The organism is Thermosediminibacter litoriperuensis (assembly GCF_008124715.1).
GTDB lineage: Bacteria > Bacillota > Thermosediminibacteria > Thermosediminibacterales > Thermosediminibacteraceae > Thermosediminibacter > Thermosediminibacter litoriperuensis.
Genome location: NZ_VNHO01000011.1, coordinates 23,901 through 47,193, shown reverse-complemented (window position 1 = coordinate 47,193; position 23,293 = coordinate 23,901). Strand labels below are relative to the sequence as shown.

The following is a 23,293-nucleotide window of genomic DNA, read 5'->3' as shown; positions in this document are numbered from 1 at the left end:
GATTTTGCATGACCTACAGCGGGTCAATAATTAAGAGAAGGCTCGTATTTCTACTGCTGATTTGTCTGATATTAAGCACCGCACTCATAGGAAGGGTCTTCTGGATTCAGTTTGTCCGCGGTGATGAGCTGAGGCAGAGAGCCAGAGAACAGTGGACAAGAGATTCGCCGGTAGAACCGAAAAGAGGTACCATATACGACAGAAACATGAACCCCCTCGCCATAAGCGCCAGCGTGAATTCCGTTATGGCAAGTCCCCCGGACATTAAGGATGTAGAAAAAACCGCCTCTCTCCTATCGCCGGTCTTGAATATAGACAAAGAGGTGCTGGTAAAAACCCTTAAAGATGCCAAAGCCAAAAAAAAGGGTTCTATATTTATCAAAAGAAAAATCACGGATGAAGAAGCCGAGGCTGTGAGGAAGCTGAACTTAAAGGGCATTTATTTTACCGAGGAGAGCAAAAGATTTTACCCCGAAAAAAATCTAGCTTCACACGTGCTAGGCTTTACCGGGATAGACAGCCAGGGACTGGATGGAATTGAACTGGTATACGACAAATACCTCAGGGGTGTCCCGGGCAGGATCATTTCCGAGAGGGATGCGCTGAGCCGGGAACTGCCCTTCGGACTAGAGAAATATATACCCCCGGAGGAAGGCCTGAATCTGGTGCTGACAATTGACAAAGTAATCCAGCATATCGCCGAAAGAGAACTTGAAAAAGCCCTCGCCGAACATAACGCAAAAAAAGGCACTATCATAATAATGGACCCGAAAACCGGGGAGATTCTTGCCATGGCCAATAAGCCCGATTACGACCCTAACGATTATAAAAACTACCCTTCATCCCTGTGGAGAAATAGTGCAGTGTCCGATGTTTACGAGCCCGGTTCGACTTTTAAGATCGTAACTGCGGCGGCGGGCCTGGAAGAAGGAGTGGTACGGCCCGACGACAGATTTTACGATCCGGGATACGTAGTGGTTGCCGGTGTCAGGATAAAATGCTGGAGGGCGGGAGGGCACGGAAGCCAGACTTTTGCCCAGGTGGTGCAAAATTCGTGCAACCCGGGTTTCGTGGAAGTGGCCTCAAGGTTGGGGAAGGATAGATTTATAAAGTACATCAAAGGATTCGGTTTTGGGGAAGCCACGGGTATAGATCTTCCGGGAGAGGCAAAGGGTATATTTAACCCGGCAAAAATCGGTCCCGTCGAACTGGCTACCGTTTCCTTCGGTCAGGGAATCTCAGTGACCCCTATCCAGTTGATAACGGCCGTAGCCACCGTGGCCAACGACGGAAAGATGCCGGAACCTCATATCGCAAAAGCTCTTGTGGGTAAGGATGGTAGGGTGGTCTACGAGTTCAAGCCCAGGGTTGTGAGGCAGGTTATATCGGAAGAGACTGCCGCGGAAGTGAAAAAGCTCCTGGAAAGCGTCGTTGAAAACGGAACGGGCGGGAGGGCAAAAATCGAAGGTTACAGAGTGGCTGGAAAAACCGGCACGGCGGAAAAATACGCCGACGGGAAGTACGTGGCGTCCTTCGTAGGTTTCGCACCGGCGGATGATCCCAAGTTTGCAGTTCTGGTCGTCATAGACGAACCGTCCACCGGCGTTTACTACGGTGGACAAATAGCCGCCCCGGTGTTCCAGAAGGTTATGGCCGACGTATTGAAATATAAGGGAATAAAGCCGGCGTTGCAGGGCGAACAAAAGGAGACGGTGAAAGTCCCGGATGTCAGAAACCTTTACGTTGAGGATGCCCGGAGGATTCTCACCCAGCATAAACTCGCGGTGAGGATTGAAGGAGACGGATTTGTGGTATACGACCAGGTGCCAGCCCCCGGTTCTGAGATAAGGCCCGGATCTACCGTCATTCTGAAGGTTTCCGACTCCAAAACTGACAAGAACCCTGCCACCGTGCCCGATTTAACGGGGAGGACTATAAGAGAAGCCAGCGAAATATTAAACGCCGTCGGCCTTAAAATAGATATAAACGGCAGCGGCTTCGCGGTACGCCAGAATCCTCCGCCCGGTGCTGAAGTGGATCTCGGCACGGTCGTCAAGGTGTTTTTTGAACCACCCACTAAAACGGAAGAATAAGTATTACTCCGGAAGAGTACAATAATTATTCAGAAAAAAGGCGGGTAGAAGCACAGAAAGGCTCTGCCCGCCATAAACAGGATTTTCGGTGAAATTAAAATTAGGAAGGGAATATTATCGATGAAGGTTGGTCAGTTTTTAAAAACCCTCAGCGAAATTGTAGACGTGAGGGGTTCGACGGATATCGAAATCAGCAGCATTGCTTATGATTCGCGAAAGGTCGAAAAAGGCAGTCTTTTCATAGCGATTCAAGGGTTTAAACTTGACGGGCACGATTATATACGTGAGGCGGTCAGCAATGGAGCGGTTGCGGTTATAGGGGAAAAAGAAGTTGATCTATCTGAAGACGTACTTTACATAAAAGTGAAAAACAGCCGAAAGGCCCTGTCGGAGGTATCGTCGCTGTTTTTCGGAAAACCGGCTGAGAGGTTGAATGTGATCGGTGTTACCGGCACCAACGGTAAGACCACTACAACATACCTGATTAAGGCCATCCTCGACGAGGCGGGATATTCCACTGGGGTTGTAGGCACCATAGGCATAAGGATCAAGGATAGGCTGTTGCCGGCCGAACGCACCACGCCCGAATCGCTGGAATTGAACCAGATTTTTTCGGAAATGTTAAAAGAGGGAGTGGAATACGTGGCTATGGAAGTCTCATCTCACTCCCTCAAGCTGCACAGGGTGGATCACATAAAGTTCGAGGTGGGGGTTTTCACAAACCTGACTCAGGATCACCTGGACTTCCATGCAAGTTTTGAAGATTACTACGCTTCCAAAAAGAAGCTGTTCGATCTCTCGCGAAAAGCCGTGATCAACGTGGACGACGAGAGCGGCGAGCGCCTTTGTCGAGAATTGAATATCCCCGTGCTGACCTATGCCGTCGAGAAAAACGCTGATGTGAGGGCGGAAAACGTCGCAATTAGTTCGGACGGAGTTTCTTACGACGTATGTGCCGGCGGTAAAAGAAGGAAAATAGTATACAGGGTGCCGGGCCGGTTCAGCGTCTATAATTCCCTGGCCGCCATTTCCGCCTGTCTATTTCTGGGCATCGACCTGGATACCATGACAAAAGCTCTGGAAAAGGTAAGAGGTGTTCCCGGGAGGTTTGAACCCGTAGATGAAGGTCAGAATTTTACAGTTATCGTCGATTATGCCCATACTCCCGACGGTCTGGAAAATGTGCTGAACGCGATTAAAACTTTTGCCAGAGGTAGAATAATTACGGTTTTTGGAGCGGGTGGAGACCGGGATCGGGGAAAAAGACCCCTTATGGGAAGAGTGGTTTCCGAACACTCGGATTACTTTATAATAACCTCAGATAACCCCAGGACCGAAGACCCGCAAGCGATTATAGATGATATAGAGAAGGGGATAATGGAAAAGAGCAAATACGAAAAGGTAACCGATAGAAGGGAAGCCATTAAAAGAGCTATTGAGATGGCTTCCGGCGGTGATGTTATCCTGATTGCGGGGAAGGGCCATGAAGATTATCAGATAATTGGGGATAAAATATTGCCCTTCGACGACAGAGAGGTAGTCAGGGAATTTTTAAGGCAAAAGGGGAGAAAGCGGTGAAACCTCTAACATACGAAGCAGTGGCTAAGGCTACCGGCGGCCGGATGGGGAAGTCGTTTTCAGGGGAAATCTTGGGCGTTTCAACCGATTCCAGGTCCGTAAAGCAGGGAGATCTTTTTGTTCCGCTGGTAGGTACAAAATTCGACGGCCATGATTTTATAAAAAACGCCTTTGAGGCCGGAGCTTCGGCTACCTTATGCGCTGAAGATAAAAGGGACAGGGTTCTGAACATAGGCCTTGAAAAACCGGTGATTTTCGTAGACGATACTCAAAAAGCTCTACTCAGGCTGGCTGGATTTTACCGATCTCTCTTTTCTGTCCCGTTTGTTGCAATTACGGGCAGCGTTGGAAAGACGACCACGAAAGAGATGATAGCGGCGGTTTTAAAGATACGCTACCGGGTATTGAAAAACGAAGGAAATTTAAATAACGAAATCGGTCTTCCGCTTACCCTTTTTCGTTTGGAGGACCACCAGGTCGGAGTCGTAGAAATGGGCATGAGCGGTTTCGGTGAGATAAGCCGTCTTTCTGCCATTGTAAAGCCGCGTGTTGGTGTTATTACCAACATCGGAGTCTCTCACATAGAAAAGCTGGGAAGCAGGGAGAATATAGCCAGGGCGAAACTCGAGATCACTGAGCCCCTATCAAAAGATGACCTGGTGGTGCTCAACGCCGACAGCCCGGAACTTTACGCGAAAAGGGGGACGCTGACGCCGAGGACTGTGTACTTCGGCATAGAAAAGGGCGATCTCAGGGCGACGGATATTGTATCGATGGGGCGGGGAGGGGTAAGCTTCAAAGTAACAGGCGATATACCGGAGTTTTCGGTTGAAATACCACTGGCGGGGACTCATAACGTGTATAACGCGCTAGCCGCCATCGCGGTGGGGTTGGAATTCGGCCTGAGCGTTGACGAAATACGGCGTGGGCTTATGGATTTAAAACCCAACAAAATGAGGCTGGAGTTTAAAAAATCGCATTCCGGAGCGATCGTGATCGACGATTCCTATAACGCTAGTCCCGATTCCATGAAAGCGGCTCTGGATGTTTTGCGGGAACTGGGAGAAGGCAAAAGAAAAGCCGCAATACTGGGCGATATGCTTGAATTGGGCGATTACGCCGTAACTGCCCACGAGGATATAGGAAGGTATGCTGCAAGCAGGACCGATATGCTGATATGCATAGGAAACCACGCAGAGGACCTGGCAAGGGGTGCTGCTGAAGCGGGCTTAAGCCCCCGTTTTATCAACACTTTCAACACCAATAAAGAAGCAATGGATTGGCTCGGAGAACTCGTTGAAGACTGTGATATAATTTTAGTAAAGGCATCTAGAGCTATGAAGATGGAGGAAATAGTAGATTTTTTAATTAGGGGGTCATAACAATGAAGACCGCATTCCTTGCAGCAGCGGCCGCGTTTACATTGGTGGCATTACTTGGTATATTCGTAATTCCAATGCTAGCTGTGCTCAAATTCGGTCAAACGGTAAGGAGCGACGGGCCCAAAAGGCATCTTAAAAAAACCGGTACTCCCACCATGGGGGGTATAATGATAATACCGGCTATTATACTCTCTACCCTGTTTTTTTATAAAGGGGCTTATTACACATTGATGGCCCTTTTAGCAACCGCGGGTTTTGCCCTGATAGGATTTGCCGACGATTACATTAAGGTGGTAAAGAAAAGGTCTTTGGGGTTAAGAGCCAGTCAAAAGTTGCTTTTTCAGGTGATACTTTCAATCATACTCGCCTTTTTTGCTTTTACCATTTACCCCGGCACTACAAAAGTCTTCTTCCCCTTTATAAAAGGGGGAATTGATCTGGGTCTGCTCTACATACCGTTCACCATATTTGTGGTGCTGGGAACGGTAAACAGCGTTAATTTGACTGATGGTTTAGACGGTCTCGTGTCGGGCATTGTTGTGGTAGTGGGCTTTGCATTCACGCTGATTTCTTTTTTTCTTGGTAAAGATGATTTGGCTTTGTTCAGTGCCGCCGTCAGCGGCGCCTGCCTTGGATTCCTGCTTTACAACCGCTATCCCGCCAGGGTATTTATGGGCGATACCGGTTCTCTAGGGTTGGGAGGAGCGATATCTGCTCTCACAGTGTTAAGCGGAACTCATTTTTACCTGGCGTTTATAGGCCTGATATTTATACTCGAAACGCTTTCCGTAATACTGCAGGTGTTTTTTTTCAGGACTACGGGAAAAAGAATTTTCAGAATGAGCCCTCTTCACCACCATTTTGAACTCGGAGGCTGGAGCGAGGTAAAGGTGGTCACTGTGTTCTGGATTTTTACAGGAGTCTCAGCCTTATTAGGTATTGCACTCTTTTACTTAACCGGGGTCTACTAGATTAGGGAGGGTAAACGATGGAATTAAGGGGTACGAACGTTTTAATAGTAGGACTTGCAAGAAGCGGTGTGGCTGCGGCAGTGGAACTGTCGGGAATGGGAGCAAGAGTTACAGCCAACGATATAAGGCCGGAAAAAGAGATGGAGGAAACCGTGGAGAAGCTAAGTTCAAAGGGTATAAAACTTGTCCTTGGGGGTCACCCTTTGACGTTGCTGGATGATACCGATCTTATCGTGGTCAGCCCGGGGGTACCCAGCGATATTCCGCTCTTGAACGAAGCTAAAAAAAGGGACATACCTGTCGTAAGCGAGCTGGAAGTGGGATACTGGTTTACAAAGGCACCGGTAATTGCGGTTACGGGAACCAACGGGAAAACGACGACGACCACTCTCATAGGCGAGATACTGAAAAACGACGGCAAAAACATTTCGGTGGCGGGAAATATTGGGACGCCGCTGATACAGGAAGCGGATAAAAACGGGAGTAAGGATTACATTGTTGTGGAAGTAAGCAGCTTCCAGCTTGAAAACATAGTACACTTCAAGCCAAAGATAAGCGTAATTTTAAACATAACTGAAGACCACCTGAACCGGCACAAGACTTTCGAAAACTACATAGAAGCCAAAGCCAGAATTTTGGAAAATCAGGATGAAGAAGATTTCGCGGTTTTAAATTACGATGATCCGATTGTAGCATCCCTGGCGGAAAGGGCAAGGAGTCGGGTTGTGTTTTTCAGCCGGAAACAGGAACTTCCAAGAGGCATTTCTGTGAAAAACGGCGTAATTGTCATAAGAGAAAACGGTGATATATACCCCATTTTAAAGGCAAAGGAACTGGGGATTAAGGGTTCGCATAACTTGGAAAACGCCCTGGCCGCCGTAGCGGTTGCATGGATAACAAAGACGAATTTGAACAACCTCGCTGAGACCCTTAAGGATTTTCGCGGGGTGGAACACCGCATGGAATATGTGGATACTATCGACGGCGTAAAGTTCATTAACGACTCAAAAGGAACAAATCCGGATGCGGCCCAAAAAGCCCTGGAAGCCGTGGATGGTCCTATAATCCTTATAGCCGGAGGTTACGACAAAAAGGTGGATTTCAGGCCCTTTGTCAGGTCGTTTTTCGGCAGGGTGAAGAAAGTTATCCTTTTAGGGGCCACAGCCGATCAGATCGAAAGAACTGCCAGAGAGGAGGGCTTTTTCGAGGTAGAGAAGGCGGCATCCATGCGTGAAGCGGTGGAAATTGCAAAAAGGTCCGCCGAACCTGGTGATACAGTGCTTCTTTCGCCGGCGTGTGCCAGCTGGGATATGTTTGCTAACTTTGAAGAGCGCGGGCGGGTTTTTAAAGAGGCGGTACGTTCGCTAAAGGCGTGACAAGAGGTGAGAACCGTGAGATACCGCAAACCTCCTGATTTTGCTATACTGTTCGCCGTTCTTGTGCTTTTATGTTTCGGAATAGTAATGGTCTTCAGTTCCAGCAGCGTATGGGCTTATTATATCCATAAAGACAGCCTGTATTTTTTAAAGAGGCAGTTAGTAGCTGCCTTGCTGGGTCTCATTGCTATGGTATATTTCATGAACTACGATTACTGGAAGATAAAAAAATATGAGAGAACGATGCTCGTCGTCATGTACCTGCTTCTCGTACTGGTTCTGATCCCCGGAATCGGCATGAAGATCAATGAAGCGAGGCGCTGGATAGGAGTTGGTTCCTTCAGTATCCAGCCTTCAGAAATAGCCAAACTGGGCATGGTGGTGTACCTTTCCTGTGCACTTGAGCGCAAGCAGGAAGATCTGAAAAGTTTTTTTAGGGGTGTATTACCCGTTTTGGTCGTTACCGGAATTACCTGCGGGTTGGTGGTCGTAGAACCTCACCTTAGTGCGACTGTGCTCATCGGTATGATTTCCATGGTTATGATATTCGTGGCAGGAGCCAGCATGTCGCACTTGCTCTCACTGGGAGCAATAGGCTTTATCGGCGTGCTGGTGCTGATTTTTACCGAGCCATACAGGATGGTGAGGTTTCTGTCTTTCCTCAACCCCTGGGAAGACATCCGGGGAAAGGGTTATAATATTGTTCAGTCGCTGTACGCTCTGGGAGCTGGAGGATTGATTGGAGTGGGGCTGGGACAGAGCAGGCAGAAATTTTTTTATCTGCCCGAGCCCCAAACGGATTTTATTTTTGCTATAATAGGAGAGGAACTGGGGTTTTTAGGTGCGGTTTTTGTAATATTGATGTTCACGATTTTCATCTGGCGGGGATATAAGACAGCTTTGCTTGCTCCCGATCTCTTCGGAAAGTTTATGGCTACGGGTATAACAAGCCTCATCGCTCTTCAGTTTTTAATACATGTGGCAGTTGTAACCGCATCTATACCCGTCACCGGTATGCCTCTGCCCTTTATAAGTTACGGAGGTTCTTCACTGACAATAACACTGGCTGAGGTGGGCATCTTGTTAAATATAACTAGGTACTCGGAGGCAAAATAATATGCCGAAAAAGGTAATAATTGCAGGAGGAGGAACGGGGGGGCATATATACCCGGCGATAGCGATAGGCCGGGGGTTGAAAAACAGGTTCCCCGATGCGGAAATACTTTTTGTTGGCACCGAGAGGGGTCTGGAAAGCGATCTTGTGCCCAAGGCCGGTTTTACGCTGAAAAAAATCAGGGCGAAGGGGTTTAAAAGAAAATTATCCCTGGATAACCTTATAACAATAAAAGAAATGATTCTGGGCGGAATGGAATCCCTTATGCTTTTGAAAAAGGAAAAACCGGACCTGGTTATCGGCACCGGAGGTTACGTGGCAGGCCCCGTAGTTTTTTTTGCCGCCCTGCTTAATATTCCAACGTTTATCCATGAACAGAACGTAAAGCCGGGAGTCACGAACAGGATTCTTTCTAGATTTGTAGACAGGATCGCCGTAAGTTTTTCAGATTCCATAAAATTCTTCCCCCGAAAAAAAGTGGTGGTAACCGGCAATCCGATAAGGCCCGAAATTATTTCTGCCGACCGGATGAAAGCGCTAAAAGAGCTTGATTTGGATGCAGGTAAACCCGTCGTACTTTCCTTTGGGGGAAGCCAGGGAGCGCGAAGACTTAATGAGGCCGTAATGGACCTTATAGACAGAATAAAAGACGAAAACACTTTTCAACTTTTCCACATTACCGGTCGAAAAAATTACGAAGAGTTCATCCATAAGCTGGAAAATAAAGGAATAAATCTCCAAACTCTTGGGCATATTAAATTAAGGCCCTATGTTTACGAGATGCATAACACCATAGCGGCGGCAGATCTGGTAATTTCAAGGGCAGGAGCCATAACCATCGCTGAAATAACTGCAGCCGGAAAACCCGCCATACTCGTGCCGTTGCCCACGGCGGCCGACCGGCATCAGGATTATAACGCCAACCTCATGGAGAAAAACGGCGCTGCCGTTGTTGTGAAGGATTGGGATCTCAGCGGCGCAAAGCTTTACGGCATAATCCGGGATCTGGTATTCGACAGGAAACGCCTTCAAAAGATGTCGACAGCCAGCAAAAATTTAGGTAAACCTGATGCACTGGATAGAATTTTGGATGAAATTGTCCTACTAATGAACTAAAATTTTCCGGATATAAGCCTATTTATAGTGTTACATACCTGTGGTAATATTAAATTACCACATTTTTGTACAAAGCCGGAGTGTAACACATGGTAAACCCTCAGCATAGTATATAGTATTCATATTTTAAACCTGAGGACTGGATCTGGTGGAAGGAGAGAACTAATTTGCTGGGCAATTTTAAACGCATTCATTTTATAGGTATCGGCGGCACCGGAATGAGCGGAATAGCAAAAATCGTCATGGAACTGGGATATGAAGTTTCCGGCTCCGACCTCAAGTTTTCCGAGGCGTTGAACCGGTTAAAAGAAGAAGGCGCCAGAGTTTTTATAGGACATGATGCTGCAAATATAAGAGGAGCCGACCTGGTGGTAATATCTTCTGCTATTCCACCGACAAATCCCGAATACGTGGAAGCAATAAAGAACAATATACCGGTTATCCACCGGGCAGACATGTTGAGCATGCTGATGGCTCCCAGGAAGGGAATAGCCGTTACGGGTGCCCACGGAAAGACCACTACGACGTCGATGATTTCTCTGGTCCTTGAGAAAAGCGGAATGGATCCCACGGTAGTTATCGGAGGAGAACTCAACGACATAGGCGGAAACGCAACTCTCGGGAAAGGGGAGTATATGGTAGCTGAAGCCGACGAGAGCGACGGGTCTTTTTTAAAACTTACTCCTTATATAGCCGTTGTAACCAATATCGAAAACGATCACCTGGATCATTATAAAGACATGGATAGGATGAAAGAAGCCTACAGGAAATTTATAACGAGCATTAAAGAAGAGGGCTTTGCCTTGCTCGGTACCGATAATGAAAACGTAAGAGATGTGATGAAGCGCGTAGATGTCCCCTGCATTACCTACGGAATTAATTATCCAGCGGATTACATGCCGAAAAACGTGCGAATAGAGGGAGTGAATTCAAGATTCGAAGTATATTACAGGGATGAGCGCTTGGGAGAGTTGGAACTCCACGTGCCCGGAATGCATAATATATATAATGCAACGGCCGCCGTCGCCGTAGGGCACAGGCTCGGATTAAGGATGGAGGATATAGCCGGTGCCCTTAAGGCCTTTAGAGGAGTGCAGCGCCGGTTCCAGCTTATCGGCGAGGTGGGCGGCGTCAGGGTCATAGATGATTACGCTCACCATCCCACAGAAATTAAAGCTACCCTCAAGGCTGCAAAATTACTTAATCCAAGAAAGCTGTACGTGATTTTTCAGCCTCACAGGTATACCAGGACCAAAATGCTGGCGGAAGAATTCGGCGATGCTTTTAAAGATGCCGACGAAGTAATAATCACGCGTCTTTACAGCGCCGGTGAAAAACCAATAGATGGAGTTTCATCAATGCTGATCGTCGAAGCTCTGAAACGCAAGGGCAAGAATGTCACCTATATCGACGATAAGGAAGAAATACCCGATTATATAGCAAAAAGGGTTATATCTGGTGACTGCGTGTTTACCATCGGTGCGGGAGATATATATGCAGTAGCTTTTGATACGGTCAGAAAGCTGGAGGTGCTGTACGGCTGACCCGGTAAATACCGGAGGTGAATTATGTGGGGGCTTATGTAATTACGGGGGGCTCCAAACTTTCAGGCAAGATCAGGGTGCAGGGCTCTAAAAATGCCAGTCTTCCGATTCTTGCAGCCACAATTCTTAATTGTCAGAAGAGCCGCGTAAAAAATGTGCCGGAGATAAAAGACGTCCAAGTAATGATAAGTATATTGACCATGTTGGGGGCTGACATTACCCAAAACGGCAATGAATTGACAATAGATACGAGCGCGGTGAATACCTGGGAAGTGCCCGAACAGCTGATGAGAAAGATGAGGTCTTCCATAGTTTTAATGGGGCCTTTACTCGGGAGGTTCGGAAGAGTTAAAGTATCGTACCCGGGAGGTTGCGAGATAGGTCCGCGGCCCATTGACCTGCATTTAAAGGGCTTTGCAGCGCTGGGCGTAAAGATGAGCGAGAGCCACGGCTTTATCTATGCCGAGGCGGGAAAGTTGAAGGGTGCAAATATACACCTGGATTTTCCCAGTGTGGGTGCTACCGAAAATCTAATGCTGGCTGCGGTTCTGGCGGAAGGCAGGACCATTATCAGGAATGCGGCGAAAGAACCCGAGATAGTTGACCTTCAAAACTTTTTAAACAAAATGGGATGCCGGGTGAAGGGTGCGGGTACAGACACCATTAAAATAGAGGGTTGTTCTATTGCAGATTTAAAACCCGTGGAAGATTACACGGTTATCCCGGATAGGATTGCGGCGGGAACCTATCTGGTCGCGGCTGCCGCCACCAGAGGAAACATCGTGCTGGAAAACGTTATCCTGGAACATATTGAGCCCATACTGGCAAAATTGCGGGAGATGGGCTGCAGGATAAAAACCGAAGACGACAGGGTTGAATTGTGGGTGGAAACGCCCTTAAGAGCCCTGGACAGTCTCAGAACCCTTCCTTATCCGGGATTTCCTACGGATATGCAGGCCCCTATGATGGCGCTGCTGGCCACGGTGGAGGGCACTTCAATTATTACTGAGACTGTTTTTGAAAACCGATTTAAACATGCAGAAGAACTGAGACGGATGGGCGCCAATATTAAGATAAACGGCAATACCGCCATAATAAAAGGTATTAAAAGATTAACGGGAGCCGTTGTTGAAGCAAAAGATCTTAGGGCAGGTGCAGCCCTGGTCATAGCCGGCCTTGCGGCTGATGGAAAGACCATAGTGGAGGGTACTTCTTATATTGAGAGAGGATACGAGTGGTTTGACAGGAATCTGCAGGCCCTTGGAGCAAAAATTGAAAAAACAAATTGACGCTCCTTTTTTATGAGGGAAGGGAGGACATGCCGCCTTATTAAAATAAAAATGTATCGTCGCAATAGAAACAAAAGGAGAATTGATATTAAAATACTATTGAGATTACTGGTCCTTTTATGTATAATTACAATAATGCTGACTGTCACCAGTTCTTTATTCAAGCTGGAAAAAATAGAGATTGAAGGCAACGTCAGCATACCAGATTCTGAAATTTTGAATTCGGTAAACCATCATCTGGGTGAAAATATATTTATGATCAAACCGGCATTGATAAATGAAGAGATTAAACAATCTGTCCCCGTCAAAGAAGTCAAGGTAAAATTAAAACTTCCCGGAACAATGGTAATTAGTGTAGAAGAAAGGAAAATAGCAGCTGCATTGTCTTATCTGGGGGGTTTTGTTTTGATTGATTCGAACGGCGTTGTGGTGAGGATTGGGCCGGAGTTAAAAGGGCTAATGGTTCCGGTAATAACGGGTCTTGAAATATCCCGCGCTGAAAAGGCAAAACCCCTTGTTATTAGTGGAGATCAGAGCTTATTAGAAAAGCTGAAGGAAGTTATGAAATTTCTTTCACCAATGAATGCGGAGCTGTCCGAGATCCATATAGAAAAGAACCGGGAAGGAGTATCTTTTTTTATTTATACCTTGGATGGATATCAGGTGTACTTTGAAGAAACCGGTATCGAAGAAAGAAAATTCGCCATGTTAAGAGAGGTGCTGGAAGACCTGAGGAAAAATGGGAGAGGTAAAGGTTTAATAGATTTAAGCCAGGATATGCCGGTATTCAGGCCATATTAAATCGGGGGAAGGGGGGAATTAGTCATTGAACAATAAATTTAAGGGTCAGATTCTGATAGCGATCGTTTGTTTTGTACTGGGGCTCATGCTGGTCGCACAGTTCAGGAGCACTCAAAAAAGCGGCAGCGCCATGACGTCTTTACAGAGGATTCAAGAGCTAACGACACAATTAAAAACCGTTATAGATGAGCGAGAAAGGTTGAGAACCGAGGTATCTGATCTGAGAAAAAGGTTGAACGAGTATGAAAATTCGGCTGCGAATATCAGCCAGGTTACGGAAGCTATGAAAAAAGAACTGGAAAAAGCCCGTATGGTGGCGGGCCTTGTGGAGGGCACGGGACCGGGTATAATCATCACCCTGGACGACAGCAATGTACCAAAACAGCCTGGAGAAGACCCCAACCTGTTTTTAATCCATGATGAGGATATTTTGAAAGTTGTAAATGAACTTTTCGCGGCGGGAGCTGAGGCCGTATCGGTGAACGGCCAGAGAATCATAGCAACTACAGAGATAAGATGCGTCGGTCCCACGATCATGGTAAATTCCGTGAGGATGGCGCCGCCTTTCGTGATTCAGGCCATAGGAAACCCTGAAAATCTGGAAAGTTCCATGAAAATGAGAGGTGGCATAATCGAGTCTCTGGAGGTATTCGGTATCCAGGTAACCATAAAAAAACATGACAAAATAATTATGCCAGCTTATGAAGGTCCGGTTAGATTCCAATATTTCGAGCCTGTGAAGGCAGGTGAGTAGCATGCTGTTTCCATTAATAGGGCTAATATTAGGTATTCTGGCGGGGCTTGTGTTCCCCATAAATATACCTTTGAGCTATGCGCCGTATGCCTCTATAGCCGTCCTCGCAGCCCTGGATTCGGTCTTTGGCGGTCTCAGGGCAATGGGGGAAGGGCACTTTAACGTAAATATTTTTATAACGGGCTTTTTCTCCAACGCCCTCCTGGCCGGTTTTCTGGCGTTCCTGGGAGATAAATTGGGCATACCCATATATATGGCTGCGATATTTGCCTTCGGAGTAAGGATATTCCAGAATCTTGCAATAATTCGCAGGCATATGCTGGATCGATTATTTAAGAGGAACTAGTCAAAAATTTATTGAAAAAAAAGGAAGGAATATTATTTTAGATGTGGAATTTATAAATCAGGACCTGCCCATCAGAGGGGAGGTGGAGTCTTGGGGAGAAGCAGCATTATGGCCAGCCTGGATTTGGGCAGTTCCAAAGTATGCTGTATGATCGGTGAAATTTCCCGAAGCGGTGAGATAGATATAATCGGTTACGGTATGGCTCCGACTACCGGTATTAAAAAGGGAAACATAGTAAATATCGAGGCCATGGTCCGCAGTATCGTCGAAGCCGTGGAACAGGCGGAACAGATGTCCAATGCTAAAGTGAGCGGCGTTCTGGTTGGGATTTCGGGAAACAACGTGACCATTATCAATAACCGTGGAGTCGTGGCTATACCGCGGAGCGACAGAGAAATTACCCTTCAGGATGTGGAAAGGGTGCTCCAGGTCGCAAGAATAGTCGCGATACCGCCGGACCGGGAAATCATCGAAGTACTACCCAAGCAGTTTATAGTTGACGGATGTGACGGCATAAGAGACCCTGTAGGAATGGTAGGAACCAGGCTGGAGGTTGAGGCGAGCATTATAACCGGTCAGCTTACAGCAATTCAAAACGTTGTAAGATGTGTACAGAAGGCTGGCCTGGAAGTAGAAGGAGTCGTTTTGAAATCGCTGGCTGCAAGGGAGATACTTTTGAGCGATGATGAGCTGGATATGGGCGTCGCCCTGGTCGACGTAGGAGCTGGAACCACGGAGATCACAGTATTTCGCGGAGACAATATCGCTTTATACAGCCTTATCCCTCTTGGCGGAGACTATATAACCAACGATATAGCGATCGGCCTTCGCTTGCCCTATTCGCAGGCGGAAGCGATAAAGAGAAGATATGCCTGCGCAATGGTCAGCCTGGCATCGGATAAGCCCGATATTGAGATACAGAGCATCGGAGAATCCACCACCAGGAAAATCTCCCAGAAAGAACTGGCAGCCATTATAGAGCCGAGGGTGCAAGAAATTATATCTCTGATCTACAAGGAACTGAAGAACATGAATTACAGGGCCGTACTGGCCGCCGGAGCCGTTTTGTCCGGCGGTGGCCTTTTACATATGCGAGGGGCCCTGGAAATGGCGCAAAAAATGCTGGGAATTCCCGTAAGAGCCGCAAGAACCGACATGTACGGTTATGACCATACGTTCACCGTCGCCCTGGGCCTGCTTTATTACGGTTACAAACAGAGGTCTTTTACGGAAAGAGACGGAGCCAGGGAGAAAAACACCTTCAGCTTTCTTGAAAAAGCAAAGCGTATCCTGAGGGAGTATTTTTAGGTTAGTGTAAGGGGGTAGTAAGGTGCTAGACATTGACGTTGCCATGGAACAATTCGCCAATATAAAAGTTATCGGCATAGGTGGAGGCGGTAATAACGCCGTAAATCGTATGATAGACGCAGGATTGAGAGGTGTAGAATTCATAGCCGTTAATACAGATGCTCAGGCCCTCTTTTTATCGAAAGCCGATAAAAAAATACAGATAGGTGAGAAACTGACAAAAGGTCTGGGGGCCGGTGCCAACCCTGAAATCGGTAAGAAGGCTGCGGAAGAAAGTAGAACTGAAATTGAAGAAGCATTGAAAGGAGCAGACATGATATTCATAACCGCCGGCATGGGAGGCGGAACAGGTACGGGAGCTGCGCCGGTGGTAGCCGAAATATCAAAAAATCTCGGCATACTCACTGTGGGTGTCGTGACAAAGCCTTTCAGCTTTGAAGGCAAAAAGCGCATGACCCACGCAGAAATGGGCATATCCAATCTTAAAAACTGTGTAGATACTCTGATAACGATTCCTAACGACAGGTTGCTTTCTATCGCGGAAAAAAAGACCTCTATTCTGGATGCCTTCCGTATCGCCGATGATATTTTAAGGCAGGGCGTTCAGGGCATTTCAGACTTGATTGCGGTCCCCGGGTTGATCAACCTTGATTTCGCCGATGTCAGGACCATAATGATGGAAACGGGCTTGGCCCATATGGGAATAGGCCGCGGCAGCGGAGAAAACCGGGCTATAGAAGCTGCCAAACAGGCCGTCTCCAGCCCTCTGCTTGAAACATCGATCGAGGGCGCAAAAGGTGTGCTCTTGAATATCACCGGCAGCTCGAATCTGGGCCTCCTGGAGGTAAACGAGGCCGCGGAGTTCATATCCGCTGCTGCCGATCCTGATGCTAACATAATATTTGGCGCCGTTATCGACGAAAAGTTACAGGATGAGATAAGAATAACCGTGATTGCTACAGGTTTCGAACAAAAAGAAAAGCCGGTAAAGGAAGAGGATTTCGAGATCGAGCCCTTCGACGACGGAGATATTGACATACCGGCATTCCTTCGAAAAAGTAAAAGGAGATAAAGAGCGCAAAATGGCGCTCTTTTTTTATTGCCGCGCATCACGAATTGACATTTTTTTGTAATTACCGGTGTTAAAATATATCATAACGGACAAAGCAGACGAATATAAATTTTTTAGACTGGGTGTTAGTCCGGAGGCAGGTTATGGTAATTTACTTTGACGTGGTGTTTATAATAAATTTTCTCATGAATTTTACAATACTCTGGCTGGTAAAATTAATACTGAAACTGAATGCTGGGAATCTAAGGTTCGTAGCAGGTGCCCTCTTAGGCAATCTGTTTCTCCTGGAGGTGTTTTTTCCCACCGGCGCGTTGTTACAAACGATTCCAGGCAAGATAATCGTATCGATTTTGATGGTGCTCATAGCCTTTTATCCTCTAAGTTTTTCTGAGTTTATCAAAGCCCTAGGCTTCTTTTATTTTGTTTCTTTTATGGTCGGGGGCGGCGCTTTTGCTTTATTTTACTTAATTAACGCCGAAAGAGCGTTTACCGGGAGCCTACTAGTAAATAATATTTCAGTACCATGGTGGATATTACTCGTTTCTTCTGCGTTTTTGTTTGTTTTTTTCAAATTTATGTGGCCGCTGATTTACAGGATACTGTCACGGGATTCATTTATCGTCCCGATGACGATTTTATTCGGCGAACGCCAGTTCAAAATAAAGGCTCTGATTGATACAGGCAACGACCTGCGGGACCCAATTTCCAATTATCCCGTCATAATAGTAGAATTTTCAGTATTAGAGGATTTTTTTCCTCAAGAAATAAGGACGTTGATGATGAAAGAACCGGGAGAAAATCTTGAGGATATAACAAGAGCGGTCTCCAACTCCTACTGGGCAGCAAGGATTAGAATTATTCCGTTTAGCTCGATCGGAAAGAACAAGGGTTTGATGGTGGGTTTTAAACCTGATAGAGTTATAATCAATTTTGACAACAAAGTTTATGAGATAAAAAACGCGGTGCTGGGGATTTACCACAAGGTCCTGTCGCCGCAGGGCACTTACAGGGCTTTATTGAATCCGGAACTTTTAATCGGATAAAAATTTTAACTGGGGGGGATTTAAATGTTTAAAAAATTAAATTTAAAAATTTTAATTTTGTACATCCGGCAAAGACTGGGAAGGTGGAAAAAAACAGTTATATACTATATAGGCGGTAGCGAGACTTTACCGCCCCCGCTTTCCAGTGAAGAAGAAGCCATGTTGTTGGGCAAACTGGAAATGGGAGACAGTGGGGTAAAAAATGTTCTTATAGAGCGGAATTTGCGGTTGGTAGTCTACATCGCGCGCAAATTTGAAAACACTGGAGCCGGTATTGAAGACCTTATATCTATTGGTACTATCGGACTTATAAAAGCGATTAATACCTTTGATCCCCATAAAAAGATCAAACTTGCCACCTATGCTTCAAGATGTATCGAAAACGAGATACTGATGTATCTCAGGAGGAACAACAGGAATCGCGTGGAAGTATCTTTCGACGAGCCCTTGAATATAGACTGGGATGGGAACGAACTTCTGCTCTCGGATATTCTGGGCACCGATAGTGATATGATTTATAAATGCATAGAAGAAGAGGTGGAGAAAGAACTTCTGGATGCGGCGATGAAACGCCTGTCAAAAAGAGAAAGGTGCATTATGGAGCTCAGATTCGGCCTGAACGATGGAAAAGAAAAGACTCAGAAGGAAGTAGCCGAACTTCTGGGGATTTCTCAGTCTTACATTTCCAGGCTTGAAAAGAGAATTATAAAGAGGCTGAGAAAGGAAATAGTAAGAATGATGTAATTTTAAAAAAGCGAATAAAAACTTCCCCCTGTGGCAAAAATTTAAATGAGGTACTGGAAAGACAGGGGGAAATTTTATGAATTTGAACAAAGTAGAGATCTGCGGTGTTAACACCTCAAAACTTCCGGTGCTGTCCAACAGCAAAATGAAGGAACTGTTTCTAAAAGTCAAGCAGGGAGACAAAGAAGCCAGGGAAAAACTTATCCACGGAAATCTGAGACTGGTTCTCAGCGTAATACAGAGGTTTAACAACAGGGGCGAGTATGTCGACGATCTTTTTCAGGTGGGATGCATCGGCCTGATGAAGGCTATAGATAATTTTGATTTAAATCAAAACGTCAAGTTTTCAACCTATGCGGTGCCTATGATTATAGGCGAGATCAGAAGATATCTGAGGGACAATAATCCCATAAGAGTCAGCAGATCTTTACGAGATATAGCCTATAAAGCTTTGCAGATCAGAGATTCGCTGGTAAATAAGAATTCGAGGGAGCCTTCAATCGACGAAATAGCCAGGGAAATGAATATTCCCGCCGAAGAAATTGTAATGGCCTTAGATGCCATTCAGGAACCTATATCGCTATTTGAGCCTATCTACCATGACGGCGGAGACCCGATTTTTGTTATGGATCAGATCAGCGACGATAAAAATAACGACGAGAACTGGCTCAGGAGCATTTCAATAAAAGAAGCTATGCAAAAACTCAACGAAAGGGAGAAGATGATACTGACGCTGAGGTTTTTTGAAGGGAAGACTCAAATGGAGGTTGCTCAGGAGATCGGGATTTCGCAGGCTCAGGTTTCTAGACTGGAAAAAGCCGCGTTAAAACATCTGAAAAAATACATCTAAGTTCGAGGTGAGCCTTATGGAGTCGATCAAAAAAGTGCTGGTAGTTTTGCTGACTGTAGCGTCTCTTTTCAGCTTTTACGCGGGATCGAGAGCCATAGTAGCCTATAATACAAGAAACCTGGTTTATGCAAGGCAGGAGACGCCGCTAAAAATAGTGATGGAGGAGGCGAAAATCGAAAGGATGATAATGAAGGGAAACTGATACACGGCCTTTTGAAGGCCTTATTTTTTTATATTTTTTTAGGTGTACGAATATAAATTATAGTAATAAAAGCATCCTCGAACCGAAACATTATAACGGATGTTACCGGTATATTTTATAGGAAAAGGGGTGATGCCGGTGATCAAGGCCTCAGATTTAAGACAGAGAGAGATAATAAATATAACCGACGGGAAAAAACTTGGATTTATCAGTGACCTGGATATCGATGTGGAAGAGGGGCGAATTCGGGCCATTATAGTTCCGGCGCCGGCTAAAATTTTGAGTGTGTTCGGCAAGGGTGGAGACTATGTAATCCCCTGGGAAAAAATAAAAAAAATAGGCAGTGATGTGATTCTGATAGAGCTTTCAGATTTTGCCGAACCAAAAAAAGGAATGTAAAGTCAAAGACAGGCTTGCTAAAAGCCTTTTTATTTTGCGTGAAAAACATTATAATATGATGAGAGGGGGAAATTAGATGCACTGGAAGATGCGGCAGAAGATCGAAAGGCTGCGGGAGGAAGAAACTACTCTTCTCCCCGTAAAGAGCTTCGGTTCAGTACCGGTAAACGTGGCTCTAGTTTTCCCAAACGCATATGAATTGGGGATGTCCAATCTGGGATTTCAGGCGATATACCGCCAAATCAATTCCAGGCCGGATTCCCTCTGCCACAGGGCATTTTTGTTCAGAGGCTTTCCAGCCCACACCATCGAAGCTATACAGCCGCTGGGGAATTACGACATTGTAGGGTTTTCGGTATCCTTCGAACTGGATTATGTTAATCTGTTGAAAATTCTGCAGGATGCCAATATACCTCTTTTCACCCGAGACAGGGAAGACCTCCTTGTAATGGCGGGAGGACCTGCAGCCACTTTTAATCCCGAGCCACTGTTTCCCTTTGTGGATTTTTTTGTGATCGGAGAAGGCGAGGAAGTAATCCACGAGATAATAGACACATATCGTGATAACAAGGGATCGCCAAAGGAAACCATCCTTGAAAAGCTGGCCCAAATCGAGGGCGTTTACGTACCCCGGTTTTACGATATAGAGTATAATGAAAGGGGAGGCGTTGATAAATTCGAGGTCAAACCCCCCGCCCCACCAAAGGTCAGGAGGCGATGGGTAAAAAACCTGGACGCCTTCAATACCGAAACCGCCGTACTTACCCCGAATACGGAGTTTAAAGACATGTTTCTCGTTGAGGTTTCCAGGGGATGCGGCAGAAACTGCAGGTTCTGTATGGCCGGTTACTGTTACCGCGTGCCGAGGGTCAGGGCGCTTGAGAAGATAATCGAGAGGGCGGAATTTGCGGCAAAATACGGGAAAAGGGTGGGATTAGTTGGGGCGGCCGTATCCGATTACCCAAAAATAGATGAATTATCGGAAGAGCTGGCGAAAAGGGATATAAAATTTTCCGTTTCATCACTGCGGGCCGATACTTTAAGAGAGCCGCTATTGCGAGGGCTTTCTTTGAGCGGGCACAAGACTCTCACCATAGCTCCCGAAGCAGGTTCTCAGCGGCTTCGAGATGTTATAAACAAAGGCATAACCGAGGACCACGTCCTGGATTCCATAGATCTGGCGCAGAAGTTCGGCATAAAAAATTTCAAGCTCTATTATATCATAGGGCTGCCTACGGAGACTTCCGGTGATATAGAAGAAATGATCGATTTCTTAACGAGAGTCAAAGAAAAGATGGTAGCCGGCGGCAATAAGACCGGGCTTCTTACGGTTAGCATCAATCCCTTTATTCCCAAGCCCTTTACTCCCTTTCAGTGGTTGGGAATGGAGTCCGTGCTATCCCTCGAGGAAAAGATAAAGAAGCTTCAGAGCAACCTGAAGCCCAAGGGTATAAAGGTGTTGTACGAGAGCCCCAGGGTTTCCCAGATACAGGCTGCCCTGGCCAGGGGGGACCGTACCACCGCCATGATGCTTTATAAAGTTCACCTCGAGGGAGGAGATTTATCCCGTTTCAAGCGCGTCGAGATGGAGGGGAAAAACGTGGAATATTACGCCCACAGGGAATTCGACCTCGATGATATGCTGCCTTGGGACCATATAGATATCGGGCTGGGCAGGGAGTACTTTGTTGAAGAATATAAAAGAGCGCTGAAGGGCCAGGTTACGCGAAGGTGTACGGAAGAAATATGCAATGTGTGTAAAATATGCAGGAAATAAGGTGATGCGAATGGGTTTCGAATTGAGGCAAAAAAGCGGGGTAAAGTTCCTTGTTATTCCGTCTTTCGAGGCTACAGGGCTGGTGAGGCACGCTTTTTCCACGCGTACCGGAGGATACAGCACGGGTCATTGTGAGGCTTTAAACCTGGGATTCAACAAAGGCGACGATAAAGACACGGTGCTTAAAAATTACCAGACTTTCTGCGATGCCACCGGTATCAAGATGGAAAATCTCGTGGCCTCCCACCAGGTGCATGAGAATGATGTATACGTGGTCGGAGAAAAGGACAGGGGCAAGGGTATTGTAAGGAAATCGGATATCAAAGAGAAAGACGCCCTGATAACAAAGGAAAGAAATGTAGCCCTAATAACTTATTATGCGGATTGCGTTCCCCTGTTTTTCCTCGATCCGGCAACTCCGGCGGTGGGCCTTGCTCATGCGGGTTGGAGAGGTACGGTCAAAAAGATAGGAGCCAGAACAGTAGAGAAAATGAGAGAAGAATTCGGTACTCCCGTGGAGAAACTAATTGCCGGCATAGGACCATGTATAGCCGGCAGCTGTTACGAAGTAGACGAACCGGTTATCGAAAAATTCAAAGAGGCTTTCGAATATTGGGAGGAGCTCGTGGAATACAAGGGTAACGGGCGCTGGTTGCTGGACCTGGTGAAGGCCAATAAGAGACAGCTTATGGATGCGGGAGTTAAAGCCGAAAATATTACTTTGAGCGGATTTTGCACCCACTGCAGACCTGATCTTTTCTACTCATACAGGCGGGATAGAGGAAAAACCGGCAGCCTGGCAGCGGTAATTGAATTAATATAAGGGGTGTGCTTATGGCGAAGGAAAAAATACTCGTCGTCGACGACGAGCCTAATATACTGGAGCTGGTGAAATTCAACCTTGAAAACAGCGGTTTTAAAGTAATAACCGCAGCGGACGGTCAACAGGCCCTGGATCTGGTTCAAGAGGAACAGCCCGATCTTGTAATTTTGGATATAATGCTGCCGGGCATAGACGGGATGGAGGTTTGCCGTATTCTTCGACGGCAGCGGACTACCAGGGATATCCCCGTTATACTGTTGACGGCCAAGACGGAAGAAATCGATAAGGTGCTGGGACTTGAAATGGGAGCCGATGATTACATCACAAAACCGTTCAGCCCCCGCGAACTGGCGGCAAGGGTAAAAGCGGTGTTGAGAAGAACCGACAAGGTTGAAAGATCTGAGAAAATTATCAAAGCAGGTCCAGTAACGATAGACGTAGAAAGGCACGAGGTGTTTGTAAACGGAGAAAGGAAGGATTTTACACCAAAGGAGTTTGAACTTTTAAGGCTCCTGGCTTCCAATCCTGGCAAGGTTTTTTCGCGGGAATATCTCTTGGAAAACATATGGGGCTATGATTATCTAGGAGATACCAGGACGGTGGACGTTCACATCAGGCACCTGAGGCAGAAAATCGAAAGGAATTCTGAGGCGCCTCAATTTATCGAGACGGTAAGGGGTATCGGGTACAAGTTTAATGAGCCGGAGTGAT

The 23,293-nt window shown here is 46.4% G+C and carries 22 protein-coding genes; all 22 read left to right on the top strand.

What is annotated here, in order from left to right; genetic code table 11:
• Positions 1-8 precede the first annotated feature (8 nt).
• The 22 genes from LZ11_RS06205 to LZ11_RS06100 all read left to right on the top strand — a co-directional run bounded on the left by LZ11_RS06205 (position 9) and on the right by LZ11_RS06100 (position 23,292).
• Entirely contained in the window at positions 9-2,093 is a 2,085-nt protein-coding gene (locus tag LZ11_RS06205) for a stage V sporulation protein D (protein WP_148867034.1), read from the top strand.
• A 120-nt stretch (positions 2,094-2,213) separates the two neighbouring features.
• Entirely contained in the window at positions 2,214-3,671 is a 1,458-nt protein-coding gene (locus LZ11_RS06200) for a UDP-N-acetylmuramoyl-L-alanyl-D-glutamate--2,6-diaminopimelate ligase (RefSeq protein WP_148867033.1), read from the top strand.
• Positions 3,668-5,053, top strand: a complete 1,386-nt coding sequence (locus tag LZ11_RS06195) for a UDP-N-acetylmuramoyl-tripeptide--D-alanyl-D-alanine ligase (RefSeq protein ID WP_148867032.1) — start codon at positions 3,668-3,670, stop codon at positions 5,051-5,053. Before LZ11_RS06200 ends, LZ11_RS06195 begins: the two co-directional genes overlap by 4 nt.
• Before the next feature lie 2 nt (positions 5,054-5,055).
• Positions 5,056-6,024, top strand: coding sequence for a phospho-N-acetylmuramoyl-pentapeptide-transferase (gene mraY, locus LZ11_RS06190; protein ID WP_148867031.1), 969 nt, complete (start codon positions 5,056-5,058; stop codon positions 6,022-6,024).
• A 17-nt stretch (positions 6,025-6,041) separates the two neighbouring features.
• On the top strand, positions 6,042-7,400 hold the full coding sequence (gene murD, locus LZ11_RS06185) for a UDP-N-acetylmuramoyl-L-alanine--D-glutamate ligase (RefSeq protein ID WP_148867030.1): 1,359 nt from the start codon (positions 6,042-6,044) through the stop codon (positions 7,398-7,400).
• A gap of 15 nt (positions 7,401-7,415) precedes the next feature.
• Positions 7,416-8,516, top strand: coding sequence for a stage V sporulation protein E (gene spoVE, locus LZ11_RS06180; protein ID WP_148867029.1), 1,101 nt, complete (start codon positions 7,416-7,418; stop codon positions 8,514-8,516).
• Position 8,517: 1 nt separating this feature from the next.
• Positions 8,518-9,630: an undecaprenyldiphospho-muramoylpentapeptide beta-N-acetylglucosaminyltransferase gene (murG, locus tag LZ11_RS06175; RefSeq protein WP_148867028.1), complete on the top strand. Its 1,113-nt coding sequence runs from the start codon at positions 8,518-8,520 to the stop codon at positions 9,628-9,630.
• 167 nt (positions 9,631-9,797) lie between these two features.
• Positions 9,798-11,174: a UDP-N-acetylmuramate--L-alanine ligase gene (gene murC / locus LZ11_RS06170; RefSeq protein ID WP_148867027.1), complete on the top strand. Its 1,377-nt coding sequence runs from the start codon at positions 9,798-9,800 to the stop codon at positions 11,172-11,174.
• Between the two features lie 26 nt (positions 11,175-11,200).
• Positions 11,201-12,463 (top strand): UDP-N-acetylglucosamine 1-carboxyvinyltransferase, encoded by a 1,263-nt coding sequence (murA, locus tag LZ11_RS06165; protein ID WP_148867026.1) that lies wholly within the window; start codon positions 11,201-11,203, stop codon positions 12,461-12,463.
• Between the two features lie 135 nt (positions 12,464-12,598).
• Positions 12,599-13,264: a cell division protein FtsQ/DivIB gene (locus tag LZ11_RS06160; RefSeq protein WP_170240313.1), complete on the top strand. Its 666-nt coding sequence runs from the start codon at positions 12,599-12,601 to the stop codon at positions 13,262-13,264.
• Between the two features lie 25 nt (positions 13,265-13,289).
• Positions 13,290-14,018, top strand: coding sequence for a DUF881 domain-containing protein (locus LZ11_RS06155; protein ID WP_187695058.1), 729 nt, complete (start codon positions 13,290-13,292; stop codon positions 14,016-14,018).
• 1 nt (position 14,019) lies between these two features.
• The gene (locus LZ11_RS06150) at positions 14,020-14,364 is read left to right on the top strand and encodes a small basic family protein (RefSeq protein WP_148867024.1); all 345 of its coding nucleotides are present in this window, start codon (positions 14,020-14,022) and stop codon (positions 14,362-14,364) included.
• A 90-nt stretch (positions 14,365-14,454) separates the two neighbouring features.
• Positions 14,455-15,672 (top strand): cell division protein FtsA, encoded by a 1,218-nt coding sequence (ftsA, locus tag LZ11_RS06145; RefSeq protein ID WP_148867023.1) that lies wholly within the window; start codon positions 14,455-14,457, stop codon positions 15,670-15,672.
• Positions 15,673-15,715: 43 nt separating this feature from the next.
• A complete protein-coding gene (gene ftsZ / locus LZ11_RS06140) occupies positions 15,716-16,744 on the top strand; it encodes a cell division protein FtsZ (protein ID WP_425473435.1) in 1,029 nt (342 codons plus the stop codon).
• 143 nt (positions 16,745-16,887) lie between these two features.
• Entirely contained in the window at positions 16,888-17,787 is a 900-nt protein-coding gene (gene spoIIGA / locus LZ11_RS06135; protein ID WP_148867021.1) for a sigma-E processing peptidase SpoIIGA, read from the top strand.
• A 24-nt stretch (positions 17,788-17,811) separates the two neighbouring features.
• Entirely contained in the window at positions 17,812-18,531 is a 720-nt protein-coding gene (gene sigE, locus LZ11_RS06130; RefSeq protein ID WP_148867020.1) for an RNA polymerase sporulation sigma factor SigE, read from the top strand.
• A gap of 76 nt (positions 18,532-18,607) precedes the next feature.
• Positions 18,608-19,381: an RNA polymerase sporulation sigma factor SigG gene (gene sigG, locus LZ11_RS06125; protein WP_148867019.1), complete on the top strand. Its 774-nt coding sequence runs from the start codon at positions 18,608-18,610 to the stop codon at positions 19,379-19,381.
• Between the two features lie 16 nt (positions 19,382-19,397).
• Entirely contained in the window at positions 19,398-19,583 is a 186-nt protein-coding gene (locus LZ11_RS06120) for a hypothetical protein (protein ID WP_148867018.1), read from the top strand.
• A 138-nt stretch (positions 19,584-19,721) separates the two neighbouring features.
• Positions 19,722-19,982: a YlmC/YmxH family sporulation protein gene (locus LZ11_RS06115; RefSeq protein ID WP_148867017.1), complete on the top strand. Its 261-nt coding sequence runs from the start codon at positions 19,722-19,724 to the stop codon at positions 19,980-19,982.
• A 76-nt stretch (positions 19,983-20,058) separates the two neighbouring features.
• Positions 20,059-21,759, top strand: coding sequence for a radical SAM protein (locus LZ11_RS06110; protein WP_148867016.1), 1,701 nt, complete (start codon positions 20,059-20,061; stop codon positions 21,757-21,759).
• 10 nt (positions 21,760-21,769) lie between these two features.
• Complete coding sequence (pgeF, locus tag LZ11_RS06105; protein ID WP_222927203.1) at positions 21,770-22,582, top strand: peptidoglycan editing factor PgeF; 813 nt, start codon at positions 21,770-21,772, stop codon at positions 22,580-22,582.
• Between the two features lie 11 nt (positions 22,583-22,593).
• Entirely contained in the window at positions 22,594-23,292 is a 699-nt protein-coding gene (locus LZ11_RS06100; protein WP_148867015.1) for a response regulator transcription factor, read from the top strand.
• Position 23,293 lies beyond the last annotated feature (1 nt).

What these genes read in the sequence shown, in the direction of transcription:
- LZ11_RS06205 (WP_148867034.1), top strand. Translation starts at nt 9, where the DNA reads ATGACCTACAGCGGGTCAATAATTAAGAGAAGGCTCGTATTTCTACTG.
- LZ11_RS06200 (WP_148867033.1), top strand. Translation starts at nt 2,214, where the DNA reads ATGAAGGTTGGTCAGTTTTTAAAAACCCTCAGCGAAATTGTAGACGTG.
- mraY (WP_148867031.1), top strand. Translation starts at nt 5,056, where the DNA reads ATGAAGACCGCATTCCTTGCAGCAGCGGCCGCGTTTACATTGGTGGCA.
- murD (WP_148867030.1), top strand. Translation starts at nt 6,042, where the DNA reads ATGGAATTAAGGGGTACGAACGTTTTAATAGTAGGACTTGCAAGAAGC.
- murG (WP_148867028.1), top strand. Translation starts at nt 8,518, where the DNA reads ATGCCGAAAAAGGTAATAATTGCAGGAGGAGGAACGGGGGGGCATATA.
- LZ11_RS06160 (WP_170240313.1), top strand. Translation starts at nt 12,599, where the DNA reads ATGCTGACTGTCACCAGTTCTTTATTCAAGCTGGAAAAAATAGAGATT.
- LZ11_RS06150 (WP_148867024.1), top strand. Translation starts at nt 14,020, where the DNA reads ATGCTGTTTCCATTAATAGGGCTAATATTAGGTATTCTGGCGGGGCTT.
- ftsZ (WP_425473435.1), top strand. Translation starts at nt 15,716, where the DNA reads ATGGAACAATTCGCCAATATAAAAGTTATCGGCATAGGTGGAGGCGGT.
- spoIIGA (WP_148867021.1), top strand. Translation starts at nt 16,888, where the DNA reads ATGGTAATTTACTTTGACGTGGTGTTTATAATAAATTTTCTCATGAAT.
- sigE (WP_148867020.1), top strand. Translation starts at nt 17,812, where the DNA reads ATGTTTAAAAAATTAAATTTAAAAATTTTAATTTTGTACATCCGGCAA.
- sigG (WP_148867019.1), top strand. Translation starts at nt 18,608, where the DNA reads ATGAATTTGAACAAAGTAGAGATCTGCGGTGTTAACACCTCAAAACTT.
- LZ11_RS06120 (WP_148867018.1), top strand. Translation starts at nt 19,398, where the DNA reads ATGGAGTCGATCAAAAAAGTGCTGGTAGTTTTGCTGACTGTAGCGTCT.
- LZ11_RS06110 (WP_148867016.1), top strand. Translation starts at nt 20,059, where the DNA reads ATGCACTGGAAGATGCGGCAGAAGATCGAAAGGCTGCGGGAGGAAGAA.
- pgeF (WP_222927203.1), top strand. Translation starts at nt 21,770, where the DNA reads ATGGGTTTCGAATTGAGGCAAAAAAGCGGGGTAAAGTTCCTTGTTATT.
- LZ11_RS06100 (WP_148867015.1), top strand. Translation starts at nt 22,594, where the DNA reads ATGGCGAAGGAAAAAATACTCGTCGTCGACGACGAGCCTAATATACTG.